We start from the raw sequence: 17,902 nt of genomic DNA on the forward strand, positions 1-17,902 counted from the left end.
TGTCGCCACTCGGGAGGTGGCAATATGGCTCTGGCGCGCCGCAAGACAGTCGAGGACCTGCGATCGGCCCGCTGGTTCGCGCCCGATGATCTGCGCAGTTTCGGCCACCGCTCGCGCATGCTGCAATTGGGCTATGCCGAGGACGAGTTTATGGGCCGGCCCATAATCGGCATTCTCAACACCTGGTCCGAGCTCAATTCCTGCCATAGCCATTTCCCCGAGCGGGTCGAGGCGGTCAAACGTGGCGTGCTGCAGGCCGGCGGCTTTCCGGTCGAATTGCCGGTCCTGTCGGTCGATGAAAGCTTCACCAAGCCGACATCCATGCTCTATCGCAATATGCTGGCCATGGAGACCGAAGAAACCATCCGCTCGCATCCACTCGATGGCGTGGTGCTGATGGGCGGCTGCGACAAGACCACGCCCGGCCTCATCATGGGGGGTCTCTCCGCCGGGATGCCGATGATCTATCTGCCCGCCGGGCCCATGCTGCGCGGCAATTATGCCGGGCGGACGCTGGGCTCGGGCTCGGATGCCTGGAAATATTGGGACGAACGCCGCGCCGGCAATGTCAGCGAGGCGCAATGGCAGGGCTTGCAGGGCGGCATAGCCCGCTCCGCCGGCGTCTGCATGACCATGGGCACGGCCTCCACCATGACCGCCATTGCCGACGCCCTGGGCCTTACCCTGCCGGGCGCCTCGTCCATCCCGGCCGTGGATTCGGCCCATGCCCGCATGGCGTCCGAATGCGGCCGCCGCATTGTCGATATGGTCTGGGAGGATCTGACGCCTGACCGCATCGTCACCCAGGCCGCATTGCGCAATGCCGCCATCGTTGCCATGGCCACCGGTTGCTCCACCAATGCAGTTGTTCACCTCATCGCCATGGCGCGCCGCGCCGGCCTCGTCCTGACGCTGGACGATCTCGATGCATTGGGCCGCGACACGCCGCTGCTCGCCAATGTCCGGCCCTCGGGCAAGGACTATCTGATGGAAGATTTCTATTTTGCCGGCGGTCTCTTGGCCCTCCAAAAGCAGATCATGGACCGGCTCGATACCACCGTCCTCACCGTCAATGGCAAGACCCTGGGCGAGAATATCGCCGGAGCGACAGTCTATAATGACGACGTCATCCGCCCGCTCACCAACCCGGTCTATCACGAAGGCTCTCTGGCGGTTCTGCGCGGCAATCTCTGTCCGGATGGTGCGATCATCAAGCCGGCGGCCTGCGATCCGAAATATTACCGCCATGAAGGTCCGGCCCTGGTCTTTGATTCCTATCCGGAGATGAAAAAGGCCATCGACGACGACAATCTCGACGTCACGCCCGACCACGTTCTGGTGCTGCGCAATGCCGGCCCCCAGGGCGGTCCGGGCATGCCCGAATGGGGCATGCTGCCCATACCCAAGGCCCTGATCAAACAGGGATACCGCGATATGCTGCGCCTTTCCGATGCCCGCATGTCCGGCACCTCCTATGGCGCCTGCGTCTTGCATGTGGCGCCGGAAAGCTTTGTCGGCGGCCCGCTGGCTCTCCTGCAAACCGGAGATATCGTGCGGCTCGATCTGCCCAACCGGCGGCTCGACATGCTGGTGACCGACGCTGAGCTCGAGCGCCGCCGCCGCGCCTGGACACCGCCAGCACCGCGTTTTGAACGCGGCTGGGGCTGGCTCTATACCAAACATGTGACCCAGGCGGATAAGGGCTGCGATTTCGATTTTCTCGAACGCGATTTCGGCCGGTCCGCTGGCGAACCCGACATTTTCTAGCAAAGGCCAGGACAATGGCACGCACGCTTGAGCAAGCGCTGACCGGCATTTCCGGCATTCTGGTCACCCCCTATGACGACGCGGGCAATGTCGCACCGGACCGCCTGACGCCCATCCTGGATCGGGCGCTCGACGCCGGCCTCCACATGCCCGTGGTCAATGGCAATACTGGCGAGTTTTATGCCCTGACCACCGAGGAAGCCTCGATCATGGTGCGCGAGGTGGTGCGGCTGGTCGATGGTCGCGCCCCGGTTCTGGCGGGCATCGGTCGCGGCATTCGCGACGCCATGGCCCTCGCCAAAGTGTCGGCGCAGGCCGGCGCAACTGCGCTCATGGTGCATCAGCCGCCTGACCCCTTCGTGTCGCCACGTGGACTTGTCGACTATCTGAAAGCCATTGCCGATGCCTCCGATGGCCTGCCAATGATGCTCTATCTGCGCAATGACGCCATTGGCACCAAAGCCATTGCCGATCTCTGCGCGCTGCCGCAGGTCAAGGGTATCAAATGGGCAACACCCAATCCCCTCAAACTGGCCGAGGCCAAGGCCGCCTGCGATCCGTCCCTGGTCTGGATCGGCGGGCTGGCCGAAATCTGGGCGCCCGCCTTTTACGCGGTCGGCGCGCGCGGCTTCACCTCCGGCCTCATCAATGTCTGGCCGGAGCGCTCAATGGCCATCCATGCGGCGCTCGCAGCGGATGACTATGCCCGCGCCAATGCACTGATCGCCGGCATGAAGACCTTTGAGGACATCCGCGCCGAGGAGATGAACGGCACCAATGTCACGGCCATCAAGGCGGCGCTTCTGGCTTTGGGCCGGAGCTGCGGCCCGACGCGGCCGCCATCCGCCTGGCCGCTGACCACAGCGCAACGGGCCAGGCTCGACGCCTTCATTGCAACCAACAAGCTGACCTAAGGAGAAACGGCAATGGATAAAGCGCTGAGCGACAAGCTCATGGCCGTTTCGGTCGCGACCCTGGCCACCGCCCTCTTCAAACGCGGCCTGCGCAATCAGGTCATCCAGGGGGTGCATCCGGTCAAGGCCAAGGGCGTCAATATGGTCGGCCCCGCCTATACCCTGCGCTATATTCCGGCGCGCGAGGACCGCAACCAACTCACCGAATTCCGCAATCCGGCCCATCCCCAGCGCGTCGCGGTCGAAACCTGCCCCGAGGGCCATGTGCTGGTCATGGACAGCCGCAAGGACCCGCGCGCCGCCTCGGCCGGCGATATCCTGGTGACCCGGCTCATGGTGCGCGGTGTCGCTGGCGTCGTCACCGATGGCGGTTTTCGCGATGCGGCAACCATTGGCGAGCTGGCCATTCCCGCCTATCACACAAGGCCCTCGAGCCCGACCAACCTGACCCTGCACGAGGCGCTCGATCTCAATGTGCCCATTGGCTGCGGCGACGTGGCCGTCTTCCCCGGCGATATCGTGGTGGGCGACGACGATTGCGTCATAGTCGTCCCCCAGGCCATCGCCAAAGACGTCGCCGACGAAGCGGTGGAAATGACTGCCTATGAGGATTTCGTGGTCGAAAAGGTCAAGGCCGGCACGCCAGTCATCGGCCTCTATCCGGGAACCCAGGAGCATTTCGCCGCCGAATTCGAGGCTTGGCGCAAAAGCCATAATCGCTGATCGGCGCGAAGGTCCATCTGCTCATTGGCAGTCCATCGCCATCTATTACCTCAGGTAATAGATGGCGGCCAAATTGTCATTTTACCCGCCAGTTTCAATCAGCGATATAGCCTCCTGATTATAATAGAGCAGCGCGATCCATGGCTCTATCGGGAGAACGGCAATGACTGACGCCTTTATCTGCGCTTACAGGCGCACCCCTATTGGCCGGTTTGGCGGGGCGCTGAGCCCGGTTCGCCCGGATGATCTGGGCGCCATTGTTTTAAAGGCATTGATGGCCGAGCATGCCGGTGTGGATTGGGAGGCGGTCGACGACGTCATCTTCGGCAATGCCAATCAGGCCGGCGAGGACAATCGCAATGTCGCCCGCATGAGCCTGTTGCTGGCCGGCCTGCCGGTCAGTGTCACCGGCACCACCATCAACCGTCTCTGCGGCTCGGGCATGGATGCGGTGATCACCGCGGCCCGCGCCATCAAGTCCGGCGAGGCCGAATTGGTCATTGCCGGCGGTACTGAGTCCATGTCGCGCGCGCCCTTCGTCCTGCCCAAGGCCGAGACGGCCTTTTCGCGCAATGCTGAGATCCATGACACCACCATTGGCTGGCGCTTCGTCAATCCGCTGATGAAGGCGCAATATGGCGTCGATTCCATGCCCGAGACCGGCGAGAACGTGGCGCAGGAATTTTCCGTTTCGCGCCAGGCGCAGGACGCCTTCGCCGTCCGCTCCCAGGACAAGGCCGTGGCCGCCCAGAACAATGGCCGCCTCGCCCAAGAGATCGTGCCGGTCACTATCCCACAGAAGAAGGGCGAACCGGTTGTTGTTGATACGGACGAACATCCCCGTGCCGGCACCACGATGGAAACCCTGGCCAAATTGCGGGCCCTCTTCCCCAATGGCACGGTGACGGCGGGCAATGCCTCGGGGGTCAATGATGGTGCTGCAGCGCTGATCATTGCCTCGGAAGCCGCTGCGAAAAAGCATGGTCTCACCCCCATTGCCCGCATTCTTGGCGGCGCCACCGCCGGCGTGCCGCCGCGCATTATGGGCATGGGTCCGGCGCCGGCCAGCAAGAAGCTCTTTGCACGGCTCGGCCTCACCCAGGCCGATTTCGACGTGATCGAGCTCAACGAGGCCTTTGCCAGCCAGGGCATCGCCGTTCTGCGCGATCTTGGCATTGCCGAGGACGATGCGCGCGTCAATCCCAATGGCGGCGCCATTGCCCTTGGCCATCCCCTGGGCATGAGCGGCGCCCGCATCACCGGCACGGCGGCGCTGGAGCTGAGCCTTTCCGGACAGCAACGAGCCCTCACCACCATGTGCATCGGCGTCGGCCAGGGCATCGCCATTGCCCTCGAGCGCGTCTAGGGAGACCAACCCGGCCTAATCTGGAATATTTTTCCGGAACGCATGTCCTGACCCTTCGTTGGCCCTGAAACGGCAGGAGGAACGGTCATGACTGACACAACGACATTATCCCGCGATTCACACCCGGCCGGACGGTGGTATGCCTGGGGCCTGGGAGTGCTGGTTGGCCTATTGGGTGCCCTCATTCTTGTCGGCGGCGTCTGGCTGGCGACGCTGGGTGGCTCCTGGTACTATCTGGTGGCAGGCCTTGGCCTCCTGGCCACCGCAGCCTTCCTCGTCCGCCGGGACATCCTGGCGGTCTGGACCTATCTGGCGACCTATCTCTTCACCGTCCTCTGGGCCCTGTGGGAAGTGGGGCTGGATGGCTGGGCGCAAGTGCCGCGGCTGGTGGCACCCAGCGTTATCCTCGTCCTGGTGCTCCTCGCCATTCCCGCATTGCGGCGCCGCTGGCGTTTCGGCGGTCCCTATGCGGCCGGCCCCGCGGCATTGGCAATCGCCGGATTTGCGGCCGCAATCGGCCTTGTCGGCCCGGCCAATACCGAGCGCGCCATTGCCCAGGAAACCGTTACGCCCGCCCCCGATGCCAGCGCGCCAGTCGAGCCGGTCGAGCCGCCTGCGCCCGAGGCGGCGCCTGATGTCGAGGTCACCCCGCCCGATCCCCGGAATGTGCCACAACCGCCCGCTGAGGCCGAGCCGGCCGAGCCTGCGGCACCCACCACGCCGACCGGGGTGCAATTGCGCGCCGCGGCCCAAACGCTCGAGACCGGCGCCGATTGGCCGGCCTATGGCGGCACCTATCAGGCCCGGCGCTTCTCGCCGCTCGCCGACATCACCCCGGGCAATGTCGACCGACTCGAACGCGTCTGGGAATATCGCTCCGGCGACATGCCCAGTCAGAAGGCCGAGGGTAAATATTCGCCCGAGAACACGCCCCTCAAGGTCGGCGACGATCTCTACATCTGCAGCGCCATGGGCATCGCCATTTCCGTGGATGCCGCCACCGGCCGCGAGGAATGGCGCTTCGATCCCGAAGTCCCCGAAGACGCCATCCCCTATGGCGCGACCTGCCGCGGCGTCGCCTATTACACGGTGCCCGATGCCGAACCGGACGCGCTCTGCGCCACCCGGATCATCTGGGGCACGCTCGATGCGCGCCTGATCGCGGTGGATGCGCAACTGGGCCAACCCTGCCCCGATTTCGGTGAGAATGGCGAGGTCTATCTCGAAGACGGCATCGGCGATACGGTTCCGGGCTGGTATTCGATCACCTCGGCGCCCACCATCGTGCGCGGCATCGTCGTCACCGGCGCGCAGGTGCAGGACGGTCAGGCCGAGGACTCGCCCTCGGGCGTCGTCCGCGGCTATGACGCGGTTACCGGCCAACTGGCCTGGGCCTGGGACCTGGGCAATCCGGACAATCGCGGCGCGCCTGCCGAAGGCGAAGTCTACACCCGCGGCACGCCCAATATGTGGACCACTGCTGCCGCCGACGAGGAACGCGGCCTGGTCTATCTGCCGCTCGGCAATTCCGCCGTCGACTATTACGGCTCCAACCGCAGCGAACTGGAGAATGAATATGCGACATCGCTGGTGGCAGTGGATGTGACGACCGGCGAAGATATCTGGCATTTCCAGACCGTGCACCGCGACGTCTGGGACTATGACCTCGGTTCCCAGCCCAGCCTCGTCGATTTCCCCACCGACAGCGGCACGGTTCCGGCCATCATCCTCTCCTCCAAACAGGGCGACATCTACGTCCTTAACCGGGAAACCGGGGAGCCCCTGTTCCCCGTCGAGGAGCGCGAAGTGCCCACCGGCACCGGCGTGGAGCCGGGCTATCTCTCGCCCACCCAGCCCTTTTCCACCTATCACAGCCTGCTCTTCCCGGCTCTGGAGGAAAAGGACATGTGGGGCATGAGCCCGCTCGACCAGCTCTGGTGCCGCATCCAGTTCCGCATGGCCAATTATGAGGGCGCCTATACCCCGCCCACCAGCGACGGGCGCTGGATTCAATATCCGGGCTATAATGGCGGGCAGGATTGGGGGTCGATGGCGGTCGATATCGAGCGTGGCATTCTCGTGGCCAATTATAACGACATGCCCAATTACAACCGCCTCATCCCCCGTGAGGAAGCGGGCGAAGCCCATGCCATTTTCGAGCCGGAATATGAACCGGGCGCCTCCGAGGCCGGGCCGCAATTGGGATCTCCCTATGCCATCTCGGTCAATGCCGGCTGGCGCGAAAGCTGGACGGGCCTGATGTGCAAGCAGCCGCCCTATGGCGGGTTGCGGGCCATCGATCTGGAAACGGGCGAAACGCTCTGGGATGTGCCGCTGGGCACCGCCCGCGCCAATGGCCCCTTCCGCATCCCGTCCATGCTGCCGCTCAAGATCGGCACGCCCAATAATGGCGGCCCCCTGGTCACCGCCGGCGGATTGATCTTCATCGCCGCCGCCACGGACAATCTCATCCGCGCTATCGATATCGAGACGGGCGAAACGGTCTGGAGCGACGTCCTGCCTGCGGGCGGCCAGACCACACCCATCACCTATTCGGTGGGCGATCGCCAGTTCATCGCCATCGCCCCGGGCGGCCACCATTTCATGGAAACGCCCATTGGCGATTACCTCATCGCCTGGGCCCTGCCCGAAGAGGATTGAACCCGATAGGCGGAACGACAAGGCCCGGCTCCTAAGCCGGGCTTTTTCTTGTGCCGAGGAAGATTAGGGCGCTTCACTTTTCGCTGGACCCGCTATTCTTTCACCTCCCTCCCCCTTGTGGGGAGGGATTGAGGGTGGGGGTGTCAACCTATCCGCACATGCACAGTTCGCTAGAACCTCAGCGCCCCATCCTGACGCTCCCCCTCAAGGGGGGCGACAAAACCCCGCCAGCACAAACGTGACCTGCGCTACCGCAGCGGAGCGCAGGTCGGCATGACAAGGATGGCGGCGCCGAAATAGATCATGGCCAGAACCGAGAGCCCCGCGAGCAGCCGCATGACCCCGCTGAGAAACGGCCATTGCTCTGCCGGTGCGCTCACCCCGGTCAAGCGATGAAACAGCCCGGCGGGCCATATCAGCGCCAGGATGGCGGCCGCGACCAATGCCAGTGTCGCCGCGCCGATCAGCAGCGCAATGGCAGCGGGCGGCAATGCGCCGAATGCGCACAGCGAGGATTGCGCGCCATAAATGACCGTCAGGTTCGCCGCCCAGAGAACGGGGCCGAAGATAAGAAAGACCAGCGTGCCGATCATCTGGCGGGAGGAAGTTCTGTCGTCCATCTCGCTCACCCCAAAGTCCTTGGGAAGCCGTGCACCAGCAATAGGCCGAACAGGCCCTGCCCGGCGGCGTAATAATAAAGCAGCGCCGCATTGTCGAAGGTCACGCGCCGCACCCGATCGAGCTGCCTGGTGACAAGCCGTCCCAAGGCAAACAGGCCGAGCACCACCACGGCGAAACTGACCTGCGCCTGCAGCACCGAGGCCATATAAACCATGGCGCCATAGGACGATGCGCCGGGGCGCAGGCCGGTCTGCCAATGGCCCCGGATTTCCAGCGCGACGGCCCCGGCCATCAGCGCGGCAGCCATAATCAGCAACGCCATGCCGGTCCACGACCGCTGGCCGCTCTCGGGCAGCATCCGCCCACTGAGGATCATGGCGCCAGTGCCCAGCACCAGCATCAGAGCCGAGAGCAGAGGATAGGTCAGTCCCGGCAGATCAGGTGCACCAATTGGAGCCCAGACCTCCGGCGACACGGTCCAGAGATAGAGATAGGAAAAGACATAGCTGACATAGAGCGAGGCGCCGACCAGCATCAGCACCACCATGGCCCACCAGCTATGGGACAGCGGCCCGGTAATATAGGTCGGCAGGCGCAGGCCCTTGGCCACCTCAACCTCGCCCTGGCTGGGGCGGTCGAGATGCCAGGCCCAGAAAATGCAGGCGCCGATGGCGATGACGCCGCAGGCCAGGGCCAGGTGCACCTGTTTGATCGTCAGCAACAGGAAAAAGCCGGCCGTGCCCGCCGCCGCAATCAGATGTGACCAGCTCGGGCCCGGCATTTGCAGCACATATTGCGGCTTGGCCTCAATGGCCGAGGTGACCAGCGTTTCGCGCCGCCCGGTCGGCGCGTTGGGCAAATAATGTTGCCCAGCCTCGACCTCTTGGCCCAGGCTCGGCCGGTCCCAGACAGGCTCCAGGCTCGTCACATGAGGTATGGAGCGGGTCGAATAGACGCCATTGGGCAGGAATTCGAGCGTGCCCGCGCCCCAGGGATTTTCCGGGCCGCCCTCGCCAAAGCGGAAGTTGCGAATGAGGTCGATGATAAAGACCCCGACCCCGGCGGCCATGATGAATGCGCCCAGCGTCGAGATCGAGTTGAGCGCGTCCCAGCCCAGATTGGACGGATAGGTCCAGACCCGCCGCGGCATGCCCGCAAGCCCGGTAATATGCATGGGAAAAAAGGCGGTGTTGAAGCCGATGAACATCAGCCAGAACGCCCATTTGCCCAGGCGCTCGGACAGCATTTTCCGGCTCACCAAAGGCGCCCAGTAATAGAAGGTCGCAAAGAGCGGAAACACCATGCCACCCACCAGCACATAGTGGAAATGAGCAACAATGAAATAGCTGTCATGGGCCTGGAAATCGAAGGGCACGACCGCGACCATAACCCCGGTCAGACCGCCCAGCACGAAGATGAAGAGAAAACCGAGGATGAACAGCGATGGCACCGTGATCCGGAACCGCTGCCGCCCCGCCGCCATGGTCGCGATCCAGGAAAAGACCTGAATGCCCGAGGGAATGGCCACCGCCATGCTGGCCGCCGAGAAGAATGCCAGGCTCAACCCCGGAATGCCGGTGGTGAACATGTGGTGCACCCAGAGCCCGAAGCTGAAAAAACCGGTGGCGATCAGTGCCACCACGATCAGCCGATAGCCGACCAGCGGGGTCTGCGCCATGGTCGGGATCATCATCGAGACCAGCCCCGCCGCCGGCAGGAAGATGATATAGACCTCCGGATGGCCGAAGAACCAGAACAGGTGCTGCCAGAGGAGCGCATCGCCGCCCAGCGCGGCAGTAAAGAAGGGCCAGCCAAAGGCACGCTCGATTTCGAGCAGCATGGTGGCAAGGATCACCGCGGGAAAGGCGAAGACGATCATCGCCGCAAAAATCAGCATCGACCAGGCAAAGATCGGCATTTTGGCTAGCGTCATGCCCGGCGGGCGGGTCCGCAGCACCCCGACAATGATTTCGATGGCCCCGGCAATGGCCGATATTTCGATAAAGCCGATGCCCAGCAGCCAGAAGTCCGCATTATCCCCGGGCTGATATTCCGTCAGCGTCAGCGGCGGATACATGAACCAGCCACCCTTGGGCGCCAGGTCGTAGAAAATGGTCGAAAAGAACACCAGCCCGCCAATGATATAGGCCCAGATGGCAAAGGCCGAGAGGCGCGGAAAGGGCAGGTCGCGCGCCGCCAGCATTTGCGGCAAGAGCATTACGCCCAGTGCCTCCACCGCCGGCACGGCGAACAGAAACATCATTGTCGTGCCATGGGTGGTGAACATCTGGTTGTAGAGGTCCTGGCTGAGAAAGCTGTTGTCGCCCACCGCCAATTGCGTGCGCATCAGCAATGCCAGAATGCCGGCCAGCACGAAGAACAGGAAAGCGGCGCCAATATAGAGCGTGCCCACCACGGTATTGTTGACCGCGGTGAGCAAACCAAGGCCTTTGGGCGTCGCCCAGATGCGCTTGAGCTCTTCCAGCTCGCCGTCGGGCCGCGGGTCGGGATTGGGAAGCTTGAAATCCTGTTCTGTCATAGCCTCACCTTAGGAAGAACAGCACGACAAGGCCGGCAAGGTAGGTCAGCAGCACCGCCAGCGAGTCGTAGCCCATGCGCAAAATCGTCTTGTTCCGCCGCTCGGCCAGACCGACGATGAAAATCGCCGTCACCGTTATGGCGATGATGCTGGCAAAGCCCTCATAGGGACCGGTATCGTTCATCACCGCCCCCTCACCGCCGACCAGGTCGACGATGAACAGGAAGGCAATGTCAAAGAGGTTGGTGCCGAAAATGTCGGACACGGCCATGGTGTATAGGCCTGCACGAACAGCGCTGACCACCGTGCTGACTTCCGGCAGCGAGGTCGATAGCGCCACCAGGACCGAGCCGATAAAGCTCTCGCCCAGCCCGCTTTGTTCGGCCAGCGCATCGCCGGTACGCGAGAGCAGATAACCGGCAATGATAATCGCGACGCCGGCAATGCTCGCCCGCCACACGGCCCATTTGAGCGTCTTGTCTTCGTCCTTTTTTGCGGCCTTGTCCGAGCGTTCCTTTTCCTTCTCCTCGGAGATCTCCGGATCGCTGGGCTTCCAATTGACGTCGCCCTGCACCTTGGAGAGCACATAAAGACTAAGCGCTGTTGCCGCGAGCAATAGCCACATCCACAGGCCCACACCGAGCACGGGTGTGTCCCCCACAATGATTGAGGCGGTAACGATCGAGAGCAGCAGGATTTTGAAACCTGCCTGCAAAATGACCTTGGGATCGGGGAGCACGCTGGTCAGCGCGTCCCTGCCGATCAGCAGATCGGCGACCGCCAGGATCGCCACCTGCATGGCAACGCCGCCCAGAATGGAATTGACCGCCAGGTCCGGCGCGTCGGTCGCTGCCGAAGTGATGGCCACGGCCAATTCGGGCAGTGAGGTCACCCCGCCCAGCAGCACAATGCCGATCAGTGCCTGCCCGATCCCGGTCCGCTCGCTGATGACATTGGCATAGCGGGCAATTTTGGTCCCCGCGATCCACACCACGACCGCCGACGCGACGAAGACGCCGATATTGATCCAGACCGGGGCACTGGCGAAGTCGAGCATTAGCGCAATCCTTCAAGATAGAGCGCAAGATCTGCCAGTTCCGTTTCGGAAAAGGTGGCATATTCCGGCATCCGGTTTTCGGGCTTGATGTGCTGGTTGTTGACGATGAAGCGGGCAATCGCTTCGGCACTATTGGGCAGGGTCGCCGCCGCCAGCGAATGCCGGCCGCCCACATGAGTGAGGTCAGGGCCGATGGTTCCGTCCGCTCCGGTGCCGCGCACACTGTGACATCCGCCGCAGCCATTGGCCGAAAACAAGCGCTGTCCGTTCAGACCTCGTTCATTAACGGGGTCCTGGGCCGGTTCTGCCTCCGCTTCGAGCCAGGCGGAGAAATCCTCTTTTTCGTGGGCAACCACATGGAACGACATGAAAGCATGCGCCCCGCCGCAATATTCGGCGCACTGCCCCCGGGTGATCCCCGGCTCGGTCGCGGTCACGGTCAACACATTTGTGCGCCCCGGAATCATATCCAATTTCCCCGCCAGGCGGGGCGCCCAGAAGCTGTGAATGACGTCCGCAGTGGTCAATTCAAGGGCCACGGTCTCACCCACCGGCAGGTGAATTTCATTCGCACTTTCAATGCGTTGCCCGTCCGGCAATTGGTAAGTCACCCGCCACCACCACTGCTCGCCGCTAATGGCGATGCGCATGGTCGGCTCGCCTCCCCCCACGGCGCCACCAGCCCGCAGGATCAGGAAGCCATAGACCAGCAGCACCGTCAGCACCGTCACCGGCAGGGCAATGCCCAGCCATTTGACGACACCCTCCCCCGCCAACCGCCGCCGAAACCCAACCGACCCGAAAATAGCCAAAGCAGCCAGCAGCAGAACCAGCGCGAAAATGACCGCGCCACCGCCAGTCATGACCCAGAACAGCGTGCTGATCTGCCCCGCCTCAGCGCCTGTGGGGTGCAGGACCGACTGCTGCGGCGAGCAGGCTGCGAGCGCCAGAGTCGGGCCCAGAATTGTGGCGGCGCGGCGCATCATGGCGCCCCCCCGTCCGTTGCCTGCGCTGCGTAATAGGTGCTCACTGCCTCGGCCTCCGCCTCTCCCAGGCGCCGGCCGATAACCGCCATGATCCGGCCCTGCGCGGAGGCGTCGCGGTAGCCACCATTGCGCCAGAGCTTGAGCTGCGTCGCCAGATATCGCGCGCTCTGCCCCCGCAACTCGGGGATCTGTGGATTGACCCCGCCATGGCAGCTATCGCAGGCAGGCACATCGTCCTCAGCCACGCCCGTTTCGGCGATCTGACGGCCAGCCGCAATGTCGTCAGCCCGCAAGGGCTCGTCCTGGCGGGGCACGGTCAAGCCCGAATAATAACGGGCAAAGGCCTCGATCTCCCCCTCGGACATGTCATGCGCCACCGGCGCCATGAAACCGCTCGCGCGAATACCGCTGCGATATTCCGCGAGCGCCCGCGCGATGTAAGGCTCCGATAGTCCCTCCAGCCGGGGCACCAGGGCGCTGACCGGTGCCGTGCCCTCACCGCCATGACATCGCGCGCAGCTCTCGAAGGACTGCGCGGCCGCAATCTTCTCCTCGCTCATGTTGGCGCCAATCTCCGGTCGGCCGTTCAACCGGTCGAGATAGGAGACAACCGACCAGACCTCGTCGGGCCGCCCCGAGCCGGGCCAGGCCGGCATGCCGGTATATTTGAGCCCGTGGCTGACAATCCAGAACACTTCATTGGCGCTATAATGCGCCATGGCGCCGGTCAGGTCCGGCGGGCTGGGCGTCATATGGGTATAGAGCGGATTGAGCGGCCGACCCGGGCGGCCGTGACAGGTGGAGCAGGCGCCCATCACATGCTGTTCGCCCAGGCGATAGAGATCCGGATCATCGAGCGGGGGGACCTCAATCGCGCTGGAGGCCGTCGCAATTGAACGGTCCCGCAGAACCGTGATCGCAAAATTCGTGACGGACCAATGATCGCGCGAGGCTGCGATATTATAGACGCCGGAAAGCACGAAAATGACGCTGCCCAGGATAAGGGCGCCGATCACCAGAAGAACGGCAACGCCTATCCGCTGCCAGCGTGTCAACCGCCGGACCCTGATCACCTCTTCCTCAGGCATGGGCCCCTTGGTCCTCATCCAGGGATAGGAACCAGCGCCCAGCCAGCACGATACCGGCCGTGACATAGCTCAGCGGACAGGCAACCAGCATGACCAGGCCGGCCATTTGCTGGTCGGCCAGCCCGGCCCCGCTCAAAACCTCCTGCGGATGCGAAGCAGGCGGACCGAAAAGCGCGTTCGGCGCAAAAACCAGCAGGGCGCCGAGCAGGCAGAAAAGCTTGCCGGTGATCAGAAGAGCTAGGGCAGCACGCCAGCGTTCCTGCCGCGGCATCCCCGCGATTGAGGCCCAGAACCAGGCCGCGGACGCCGCCAGACTGATATGCATCAACAGTGTCAGCGGCGGATTGGCCATGGCGGCTCCGAGCGCGGCTGGTGCATGCCATCCCCAGATCAGGGCAAGTTGCGCCGCCGTGGCCCAAGGCCACCAGCGCCAGATGCCGCTCAGGGACCAGTGCCGAGCAAGAAAATAGATGCCGGCAGGCACCAGCAGGTTCATCACCACCAGATGTTGTGCCATGTGAATGGACAGATGACCCATCGCGCCTTTGTTCCCTTACCCAAGGAACAAATCGCCCAGGCGCCAGATAGTTGCGAAATAGTTCGCCACACCTGAAATGGACCTGATGCGCACGCGCCAGCGCGCCGCGTCACGACTTGGTCAGGGATTGGCTGAGGTTGAAATATTCCGGCCAGCGCTCGGAGCCGGCCCGCTCAATCGCCGCCGCCAGAGAGTAAGCATTGGCCGCCTTTAATTGCCCCACTTCATCCCAGGCCACCGGTGTGGCAACTGGCGCGCCGGGGCGTGAACGGACGGACCAGGGGCAAATGGCCGTCGAGCCGCGCTCATTGCGCAGATAATCAATGAACAGACGGCCCTTGCGCTTGGCCTTGGACAGATTGGCCGTGAAACGCTCGGGCGCGTCCGCGGCCATCTGCTGGGCGAAGTCCTTGCAAAATGCCTTGACCTCCGGCCAGGCGGCAACCGGCTTGAGCGGCACGATGACATGGATACCCTTGCCACCGGATACCATCGGAAAGCTGGCAAGGCCCTGATCCTTGAGGCGGTCGCCTATCTCGAGCGCGGCACTGGTCACGGCGGAAAAATCCAGCCCCTCATCGGGATCGATGTCAAAGACCAGCCGGTCGGGCTTTTCGACATTGTCAAAGCGCGAGCCCCAGATGTGCCATTCCAGGACATTCATCTGCGTGCCGGCCACCAGGCCCGCCAGATCATCGACAAAGAAGTAGTCCTTGCTCTCCCCGTCCTTCTCCGCAATGGCGCGGGAGTGAAGCTGCTCGGGGAAACCGCCCGTATCGTGCTTCTGGAAAAAGCAGTGTTTGGCGCGGCCCTGTGGGCAGCGCACCAGGCTTAGCGGCCGGTTTTCAATATGGGGCAGCATGGCCTGCGCCACCGCCTCGTAATAGGCGACCAATTGCGACTTGGTGATGCCCTGGCCCGGATAGACGACACGGTTGGGCGAGGTCAGGCGGATATTTAGCTTGTCGGCAATGGCTTGGCCATCATCGTGCAGGGCCTGGCTTTTTTCCATGCGAACCTCCTTTGCCGGCTTGTCGCCACGCAGGCCGACAAAGCTGGGATGACGCAAAATCTGGTCGGCCGTCAGCTCGGCATAAGTGATTTCGGCAACCAGTTCCGGCCTGACCCATTTGGCATCGCGCGCCCGATCCTTGGGCACAGCATCAAATGGACTGGTCTTGCGCGCCAGCTTACCGAACTTCTCATTTATTTCGGCCGATACGTCCTGGCTGAAGCCAGTACCCACGCGGCCGCGATAGAGCAATTTGTCCCCTTCCCAAGTGCCCAGCAGCAGGGAGGCAAATCCGCGCCTCTTGCGCGATGGGGACCAGCCGCCAATGACGAATTCCTGGCGCTTCACACATTTGATCTTGAGCCAGCTCCTGGTGCGCTCTCCCCGATAGGGGCCATCCGCGCGTTTAGCGATGACCCCTTCATGTCCCTCGCGGCATAGGGCATCCAGAACATTCTGCCCATGTCCGCTGATATGCGAGGAATATTGAACGGGGTCTTTCATGCCCGATTTGGCCAAGAGCTTTTCAAGCTGCGCCTTGCGCTCAACCAGTGGGCGCTTGGTGAGGTCGGTGCCATTGGCCTCAAGCAGATCAAAGGCGAAATATTCCAATCGTCCGCCTCCCGAGAGGACCGATTTGAGGGTCGAGAAATCCGTGCGGCCTTTTTGGTCAAAGGCGCAGATCTCGCCATCGATGAGCGCCGACCCGATCTTGAGATTTTGTAGCGGTTCAATGAGGGCACCGAACTGCTCGGTCCTATCCGAGCCATTGCGGGTGAACAGGCGAACGGTCTCGCCCTCGATAGAGGCCAGGCAACGATAGCCATCATATTTCATTTCAAACAGCCAGCCATCACCGGCAGGCACGCTATCGACCAGGGTCGCCAGTTGGACCGGCCGGAAGGCGGGGCTCTTGCCGCGAGCCGCCGGGCGCCCAATGCGCGTCTTCTGGTCGACCTCTTCGACTGCCTTCGGATCGGAATGCCAAACCACGTCCGCTTTGACGTAGCTATTTTTGACCGGCTCGGCACCACTGGCGATCTGCTTGAAATCGCGGCCGCTCGCAACAGAGCGCGTAAAGCGCGTGGTCAACGTGTCCTTGTCGCGGGCATAGCTATCGCGATGCTTGATCAGCAGCCAGTTTTCACGGTCCGGCGCATTGGCGCGTTTGGTATCACGCCCCTTCATATGCGCCAGGACATATTCCCCCTTCATCCGCTCCCCGAACAGGCGGAGCTTGAGCTCTCCCTTTTCAAGGCCATCATGAGCATCTCCGATCGGCTCCCATGTACCGTGGTCCCACAACATGACCGTGCCACCACCATATTCACCCGCAGGAATTGTCCCTTCAAAGCCGCCATATTCGAGCGGATGATCTTCCACCCTGACAGCAAGGCGCTTGTCGCCCGGATTATTGGACGGCCCCCTGGTCACGGCCCAGCTTTTGAGCACACCATCCAGTTCAATGCGAAAGTCATAATGGAGCCGCGTGGCATCGTGCTTTTGCACGACGAAAGCCCTGCGGCCGGCCTTGCCGCTTTTGGGCGCGGCACCGGTGGGCTCCTGCGTCTTGGCGAAGTTGCGCTTGGCCTTGTAGTCCTTGAGCAGATCCGCAGCTTTCCCTTCCGCCATGGTCAGCTCGCCTTCTTGCGCGAGGAGGCGGACTTGTTCGCCGACGCTTTGCCCGATGCCGCTTTCTTCTTGCCGCCGCCTTCAAGGCTCTGCTTGAGCGCCGCCATGAGATCGACCACATTTTCACCGCTCGGACGCTCTGCGGCCTCCTCTTCGCTGGCTGTGATCTTGCGGCCCTTGGACTTCAGTTTGCGCTTGATCAGGCCACGCAGGGCATTCTGGTAGTGATCCTTGAAGGCGCCCCCGTCGAAGGGTGCCGTCTTCTTTTCAATGAGCGCTGTCGCCACCTCGAGCAATTCAGCCTCCGCCTTCTTGCCCGAAATCTGCGAGAAAAAGGGATCGGCCTTGCGGATTTCTTCCTCATAATGCAGCGTTTCCAGCATTAGCCCGGTGCCACTGGGCTTGATGGCGGCCAGATATTCCTTGCCTCGCATCGACAGTTGCCCCAACCCCACCTTTTCGGTCTTACGCAGAGCATCGCGAATGACGCGGAAAGCATCCTCGGCCAGTTCGTCGGACGGCACGACGAAATAGGTTTTGTCATAGTAGATCGGGTCGATCTCGCAGGCGCCGACAAACTGGGTCAGCTCAAGTGTCTTGCGCGTTTCAAGCTTGACCGCATCGATCTCCTCGTCGGTGAGCAGGACATAATCGCCCTTCTCATATTCGAAGCCTTTTATGATCTCGTCCTTGTCCACCGGCCCCACACCGGCCACGACCTTTTCATAGTGGATCGGCTTGCCGGTCGGCTCGTGGATCTGCCGGAAACCTGGCTTGGCACTCCTGCGCGCGGCGCTGAACAGCTCCACCGGGATGGACACAAGCGACAGGCGCAGCTGGCCTTTCCAAATCGGGCGGGTAGCGGGCATGGGCACCTCCTCGACTCGATACACCCGATCAACGCAAGGCGCTGTTGGCCGTTCCGTTCACCTTTGCATGCGCCCGGGAACGCGGCCGGCCAGCAAGCCATTGTGGCTGGGATCGGAGGCAGTTCAGAT

General features: G+C 62.8%; 13 protein-coding genes. 5 read left to right on the plus strand and 8 right to left on the minus strand.

Features of this window, described 5'->3' with window-relative positions; translation table 11 throughout:
- Nucleotides 1-24: 24 nt before the first annotated feature.
- The 5 genes from araD (at nt 25) to V8Z65_RS16550 (ending at nt 7,431) form a co-directional block, all read left to right on the plus strand.
- A complete protein-coding gene (araD, locus tag V8Z65_RS16530) occupies nt 25-1,767 on the plus strand; it encodes an L-arabinonate dehydratase (RefSeq protein ID WP_338721243.1) in 1,743 nt (580 codons plus the stop codon).
- A 14-nt stretch (nt 1,768-1,781) separates the two neighbouring features.
- Complete coding sequence (locus tag V8Z65_RS16535) at nt 1,782-2,681, plus strand: dihydrodipicolinate synthase family protein (RefSeq protein ID WP_338721244.1); 900 nt, start codon at nt 1,782-1,784, stop codon at nt 2,679-2,681.
- 12 nt (nt 2,682-2,693) lie between these two features.
- Nucleotides 2,694-3,404, plus strand: a complete 711-nt coding sequence (locus V8Z65_RS16540) for a ribonuclease activity regulator RraA (RefSeq protein ID WP_338721245.1) — start codon at nt 2,694-2,696, stop codon at nt 3,402-3,404.
- Between the two features lie 163 nt (nt 3,405-3,567).
- Nucleotides 3,568-4,770, plus strand: a complete 1,203-nt coding sequence (gene pcaF / locus V8Z65_RS16545; protein ID WP_338721246.1) for a 3-oxoadipyl-CoA thiolase — start codon at nt 3,568-3,570, stop codon at nt 4,768-4,770.
- Between the two features lie 87 nt (nt 4,771-4,857).
- Complete coding sequence (locus tag V8Z65_RS16550) at nt 4,858-7,431, plus strand: PQQ-binding-like beta-propeller repeat protein (protein WP_338721247.1); 2,574 nt, start codon at nt 4,858-4,860, stop codon at nt 7,429-7,431.
- Between the two features lie 248 nt (nt 7,432-7,679).
- Here V8Z65_RS16550 and V8Z65_RS16555 read toward each other — a convergent pair whose 3' ends face one another.
- From V8Z65_RS16555 to V8Z65_RS16590, 8 genes are all read right to left on the minus strand, one after another.
- Nucleotides 7,680-8,051, minus strand: coding sequence for a hypothetical protein (locus V8Z65_RS16555; RefSeq protein ID WP_338721248.1), 372 nt, complete (start codon nt 8,049-8,051; stop codon nt 7,680-7,682).
- A 5-nt stretch (nt 8,052-8,056) separates the two neighbouring features.
- Nucleotides 8,057-10,591 carry a cytochrome c oxidase subunit I gene (gene ctaD / locus V8Z65_RS16560; RefSeq protein ID WP_338721249.1) on the minus strand — a complete coding sequence of 845 codons (2,535 nt, stop codon included), beginning with the start codon at nt 10,589-10,591 and terminating at the stop codon, nt 8,057-8,059.
- Between the two features lie 4 nt (nt 10,592-10,595).
- Nucleotides 10,596-11,648 (minus strand): sodium:calcium antiporter, encoded by a 1,053-nt coding sequence (locus V8Z65_RS16565; protein WP_338721250.1) that lies wholly within the window; start codon nt 11,646-11,648, stop codon nt 10,596-10,598.
- A complete protein-coding gene (locus V8Z65_RS16570; RefSeq protein WP_338724059.1) occupies nt 11,648-12,631 on the minus strand; it encodes a c-type cytochrome in 984 nt (327 codons plus the stop codon). Before V8Z65_RS16570 ends, V8Z65_RS16565 begins: the two co-directional genes overlap by 1 nt.
- Nucleotides 12,631-13,722, minus strand: a complete 1,092-nt coding sequence (locus tag V8Z65_RS16575) for a c-type cytochrome (protein WP_338721251.1) — start codon at nt 13,720-13,722, stop codon at nt 12,631-12,633. The genes V8Z65_RS16570 and V8Z65_RS16575 overlap by 1 nt, the downstream gene beginning before the upstream one ends.
- A complete protein-coding gene (locus V8Z65_RS16580; protein WP_338721252.1) occupies nt 13,715-14,260 on the minus strand; it encodes a cytochrome c oxidase assembly protein in 546 nt (181 codons plus the stop codon). Before V8Z65_RS16580 ends, V8Z65_RS16575 begins: the two co-directional genes overlap by 8 nt.
- Nucleotides 14,261-14,369: 109 nt before the next feature.
- Nucleotides 14,370-16,904 (minus strand): DNA ligase D, encoded by a 2,535-nt coding sequence (gene ligD / locus V8Z65_RS16585; RefSeq protein ID WP_338721253.1) that lies wholly within the window; start codon nt 16,902-16,904, stop codon nt 14,370-14,372.
- 2 nt (nt 16,905-16,906) lie between these two features.
- Nucleotides 16,907-17,773: a Ku protein gene (locus V8Z65_RS16590; RefSeq protein WP_338721254.1), complete on the minus strand. Its 867-nt coding sequence runs from the start codon at nt 17,771-17,773 to the stop codon at nt 16,907-16,909.
- Nucleotides 17,774-17,902: the final 129 nt, after the last annotated feature.

The sequence above is a fragment of the Devosia sp. XK-2 genome (assembly GCF_037113415.1).
In the GTDB taxonomy this organism is placed as follows: domain Bacteria; phylum Pseudomonadota; class Alphaproteobacteria; order Rhizobiales; family Devosiaceae; genus Devosia.